This window comes from Bradyrhizobium sp. ERR14 (assembly GCF_014198235.1).
Classification (GTDB): domain Bacteria; phylum Pseudomonadota; class Alphaproteobacteria; order Rhizobiales; family Xanthobacteraceae; genus Bradyrhizobium.
In genome coordinates this window covers 1-5,196 of sequence record NZ_JACIHD010000054.1, presented here as the reverse complement: position 1 = coordinate 5,196, position 5,196 = coordinate 1, and the positions used below count along the sequence as shown (strand labels likewise).

Below are 5,196 nucleotides of genomic sequence, written 5' to 3'. Positions count from 1 at the left end.
TACATCCAAACCAACATAAAGGGTCATCACATGCTCCTCGTTTGCACTGAGGAGAACATTCTACCTCAGCCTCGAGCGCGCGATTAGGCCATGTGATTAACTGGTCGGCGCAGCCGCCGACGCCGCCATCGAGAGCTTTTTTGACGCGCTTCCCGCCACCGTGATCGGCTCGCAACCGCCGTTCGATCGCCACTCGAGCCGCTGTCGAGTAAGACCATGCCGTCTTAGCGGCCCGAAATCAGAAGGCGGAGGAAGGCGGTCGCTTGGCCGAGCTGCGCGCGTCGCACCGCCGCGTTGATGTCACCGCGCCTCGATGGTGACGCTGCGCGCCGACACGGTTACCAGACACATGAGTGCGGCCAACATCGCAAATGCGTTCGGCAACCCTGCGAAGTTGGCGAGAAAACCGACGAACCCCGGTCCAACGAGGAGTCCCGCATAGCCAACCGTGGTGATTGCGGCAACCGCTAGACCTGCAGGCATTACCTTCTGAGTGCCGGCCCTCCGGAAGAGAATGGGAACCAGGTTTGATGCACCAAGACCAATGAGCAGGAAACTTGCCACCGCGAAGGCGACGCCTGGGGCGGCCAGCAGAAGCGCAAAACCCGCGACGGCCATCAGACTGCCGACCACCAGTGTCGCGCGGTCGCCCACGCGCGACACCACGGAATCGCCCGCCAGGCGCCCGACGGTCATGCCAATGGAGAACAGCATGAAGCCGACGCCACCCTGCGCTTTCGGTACGAGGCCACGGTCCACCAGCAGCAAGGCGCTCCAGTCGAGGATGGCTCCCTCAATAAGAAACGTGATCGCTGCTAATATCGCCAGCAGCACCACAATGGCATGCGGCATGACGAACAACGCCCCTCGCTGAGCCTGCGCTCTTTGGGGCAATCGCGACCAAGTCAGCACCATGACGCTCGCCATGAAACTCGCACAGATCAGGGTTGATGCAAAAGCACCAACATTCAACCAAAGCAATATGGTCATCGCGGCGGAGCCGGCAAAGCCGCCGATGCTGAATTGCGCGTGAAAACCGGACATCAGCGGACGCTTGGCTGCACATTCCACCTCGACCGCGTAGATATTCGCAGCGACATCGATCGCGCCGAGCGAGGCGCCGAAGGCGACCAGCGCGGCCCCGAGCGCCCAAGGCGTACCGGCAACCACCAGCCAAGGAAGGATGAGTGTAAGGCCGACCCCACCGATCAGAATGATCGGTTTACTGCCGTAGCGCGCACTCAACAAGGCGGTCAAAAGCATCGCGACAACCGAGCCAAAGCCCAAGCATAGCAGCAGAAGACCGAGAACGCCTTCGTCGACAGCCAGTCGTCCCTTCGCGAACGGCACCAGCGGCCCCCAGGCCGCCATACCAAAACCAGCGACAAAAAATGCAAGACGCGTCGCGAGTCGCGTGGCGGGCCGATCGGCAGACATCGTTTAGGAACTCCGGAGGAAATTGCTGGCGAGCGCAGCCCGCGGGTAATTTGCACAACGTTCGGCCATGTACGGCGATCGAAACCGAAGAGTCCACCTGTCAAAAATGAGGGGCACTGCGCACACAAGGCTTGGTCTGTCCAACTTTCTCACGCGCCGAGCCCGATGGTCTCTACCCGACCGTAACATTCGGCCGTGATCGCCCCTGTATCAGCTTATCGGACCGTGGACCCGAGCTCGCGGCGCGTCACTGCGGGTGCGTCCCTAGAGGCATTAGATCAGCAGAGCATCACGTTCCAGGCTCCGAAGCAAATGAGCGCCATCTCAAGCAAGCTGAACAATAGCGCGGCCATCTACCGTGACGGTGCAGATCACCATTAAACCGATGGTCTCCGCGGCGTTCGCAGCACCCCAGCCAACCCAATTCGCGCCTGAAAGTCGCGACCACGCTAGCAAGGAATTGCGAGTTCGACACCTTTAAGTGTAGGTTACTCGGAGTACCGACCCGATCCTCATAACAGCAGGACGAGCCGTGTCGGAATCGACGTCCGCCGTCGCAATCGCGAAAACAGGTCCGAAAGGAGAGGTTCGCTGCTTGGGTGAGCTCCAACGAAGCGAAAATCGGACCAAGATCGGTGGGGGTGGTGGTCGGCTGGGCGGATCGTCCGGTCGTATGCATGATCACTAGTGAGCAGCGATTTCGACGCGATCGTGAGCGCCGAATTCAGACGATCGCGAGCAGCCCGCTCCGGCCGAGGCGGTGATAGACTCAGCGTTCTGGCTGCTCGTCAAGGGTGATGGTTTTGGCGTTGCGTTTTCGCGTGCTTTCGCCGGCAAGCTGGAGGCGGTGAGCGTTATGGACGAGGCGCGGATGCCACTGGTCCACGGGGAGCTGGCTGGTGACGATGGTGGAGCGATGATCGGAGCTATCTTCGAGGATTTCCAGGAGGTCGTGACGGGCGCGGGCATCGAGCGGCTCGAGCCCCCAAACATCAAGGATCAGCAGATCGACACGGCCAAGGCCGCGATGGCGACCGTCGCCGCCGGCGAGCGCCAGATCGTCGAACCGGCGCGGGACGCGCTGATAGAGCACGGAGCGATTGTCGCGACAGGCCTTGTGGCCGAGCGCCGAGGCGAGCCAACTCTTGCCGGCGCCAGCCGGGCGGCAGTTCAGGAGATTGACGTGGTCGTCGAGCCAGCGGCCCTCGACAAGCTTGGCGAACAGCGGGCGGTCGAGACCGCGCGCGGTGCGTAGTCGATGTCCTCGACGCACGCCTGCTGGCGCAGCTTGGCGTAGCGCAGGCGGGTGGCGCATCGGCGGGTTGATTTTCGTTCGTCTCTCGGACGTCTATCCGTTCTGGTATTCTCGACCGCGTTGGCTTCGGGCCTACCCACATCGCTGCCACAGGTTGTGCCGCCAGATCATCTCGATCATCCTTTCCCTCTGCTTCTGCAGCACACTACAATAGGCATGAAGGCGTTCGGCCGCCATGACAAGGGCTTCCATCAGGCGCAGCAAAGGCTGAAGCGCCTTACAGACCGCCCCAGCGGCATCCGCCATCTTCGACAGCGCGATCGGCACGCCTTCCAGGGCATAGCGCTCGGCCTGGCGGTTCAGCGGCTGGTGCTGGCCGAACTTCTCGAACATGATCATGGCCAACAGGTCCATCGATTACCACTCGTTCTCGGGGAAGGCCTGGCGCTCGCCACGCTCGCGGGTACATCCCCGCACCGTCGTCGTCCTTGCCACCGCCCATTCCGCCGCAAGCTCCTCCTCGGTGGCGTCGGCCTCCAGCTCCTCGAACGTCAGTGCCGACTGCTCCACCAGGCGCGACGAATGCTCGCACCGCTGGCCGTAGATCTGATGCTTGAAGTTCGCGATCTGCAGCTCCTGCTGGGCAATCAGCGCTTCGTCTTCCGTTGCTTTCGCGCGGGCGACCGCGAGCTCGTGATCTCCAAGCCCTTCGCGCGCTCGGCTGCCAGCGCCCCTTTCAGGGCGGCAATGTCATCTGGAACCGCGTCGCGCTCAGCATCCGTGTGACACATTGAATCTCAGATTGGACCGTTGGGACTGCCAAAAATATAAAATCTGCGGAAATTGTGCTCAGCCTGAGCTCTGCGGGCGCCAACTCAGTTGTGGAGTCCGCCAGTCGATCCCCTCCAGATGTAAGCCATCTGCGCCGGAGAGATCAATATTGCGCCATCCGACGCCGAAAGCCAGTGACATGGCCTTTTCTCGCCCGGGTTGGCATCCTGCGCGTTGCCTGGGGTGGCCCGGCAAGGAAGGAGAAGATGCTATGCAAGGGGCTTGTGCCTTCGTTGGTCTCGACGTGCATAAGGAGACATTTTCTGTCGCAATGGCGGACTCTGAACGAGCTGGTGAGGTTCGACACGTCGGCACGATCAATAACGATCCAACAGCAATCAGCAAGCTTGCTCGAAGTTTGACGCGTCGACATGGTGTCGTCGAGTTCGTCTGCGAGGCATGATGTGGCTACAACGTTCAGCGTCAACTCTCGGAAATGGGGATAATCTGTAGCGTGTGCACCCCTTCGCTGACGCCACGAAAGCCGGGCGAGCGGATCAAGAATGACCGGCGCGGCGCCATTGCTTTGGCTCGTCTGCATCGGGCCGGCGAGCTCAGCCATGTCTGGGTGCCTGACGCGCTTCATGAAGCGCTGCAGGACCTGGTACGAGCGCGACACGCAGCCGGTCAAGATGTCCACCGGGCCCCCGCATCCGCATCCAGGCCTTCATGCTCCGTTGCGACCTGCGTTTCGAAGGTAAGGCCTGGAGTCGCCGACACCGGATGTCGCCTTGCAACAGGACGTTCGCCCATCCGGCGGAACAGATTGCGCTCCGGACTATCTCAACGCGCTCAAGCGACTGTATCGTGCGATCGTCCTTGTCCGGGATAAGTCTCGGTTTGGCAGCGCAGCCATCGACGCCGAACGGCGCGATGAGGAATTGCCAGAGGAAGGCGTCGAATGTCCCAATAAAATGCGGGAACGCCGGTCTCGATAAGCCGTTCTCGACGCAACCGATCCTCCAATTCGGAGACGGCGGCGATGGTGAACGATGGAAAGACCATGCCGCGGCCTGTCGGTCCGCCACCAAGACGCTTCCGCGCTCGCTCGACCATTACGAGCGTCTTCCCCGCGCCCGGGCAGGCAGCGACGAACGTCGAGCCTGCTTGCTCTATCACCCGCCGTTGCTCTTCGGTCGGCTCGAACGGTTTGGCGATCATTTAACCAGGACCTCGAACGCCATCTTCAGATAGCTTGGCACAGTGAATGGTGTGCCGTGTTGATTTCCTCGGCGACCAGTCGCGCGAAATCGCCCTTGCGCGTCATCTTGAAAAATTTATGGATCGCCACCGTCTGGGCGGCATCGGCCTGACGCACAGCCGAATCCCTCCTATCGCCGGAACGCGCATGGAGCTTGAGGTAGACGTTTCTTTGAACGTCAGCGTTGCCCGCGCGCACAAGCTCGGTCTTGAGCGAATAGTCGTTGATAACGACATCGAGGAGATCCGCTGCCTCCAAACCGACGAGAACCTCGAGATCGCCTGTGCGCCGGGCGCCGGTTGTCACCTCGCCTTGGGCCACGTCTGCGCCGTCGCCGTCCGTTACCACGACTAGACGAGCGGCGATTCGAACCTCGTTAAGTGGCGAAAGTAACAGCATGGCGTACGGCCGGAAATTTATCCCATTGATCAGCACGAAGGCTGGCGAACGGATTAGGCGCAGCTTGTCGGCG

3 protein-coding genes and 3 pseudogenes are annotated in these 5,196 nt (G+C 61.3%); all 6 read right to left on the bottom strand.

Features of this window, described 5'->3' with window-relative positions; all coding sequences use genetic code 11:
- Positions 1 to 300: 300 nt before the first annotated feature.
- Positions 301 to 1,437, bottom strand: a complete 1,137-nt coding sequence (locus GGD62_RS40385; protein ID WP_183714810.1) for an MFS transporter — start codon at positions 1,435 to 1,437, stop codon at positions 301 to 303.
- Between the two features lie 769 nt (positions 1,438 to 2,206).
- Positions 2,207 to 2,757: pseudogene (locus GGD62_RS40380) on the bottom strand (ATP-binding protein); the annotation flags it as partial.
- 148 nt (positions 2,758 to 2,905) lie between these two features.
- Positions 2,906 to 3,483: pseudogene (locus GGD62_RS40375) on the bottom strand (transposase); the annotation flags it as partial.
- Between the two features lie 143 nt (positions 3,484 to 3,626).
- Positions 3,627 to 4,163: a hypothetical protein gene (locus GGD62_RS40370; RefSeq protein WP_183714808.1), complete on the bottom strand. Its 537-nt coding sequence runs from the start codon at positions 4,161 to 4,163 to the stop codon at positions 3,627 to 3,629.
- Positions 4,164 to 4,315: 152 nt separating this feature from the next.
- The gene (locus GGD62_RS40365) at positions 4,316 to 4,684 is read right to left on the bottom strand and encodes a UvrD-helicase domain-containing protein (RefSeq protein WP_183714805.1); all 369 of its coding nucleotides are present in this window, start codon (positions 4,682 to 4,684) and stop codon (positions 4,316 to 4,318) included.
- A gap of 25 nt (positions 4,685 to 4,709) precedes the next feature.
- Positions 4,710 to 5,196 (bottom strand): annotated as a pseudogene (locus GGD62_RS40360) (ATP-dependent endonuclease); the annotation flags it as partial.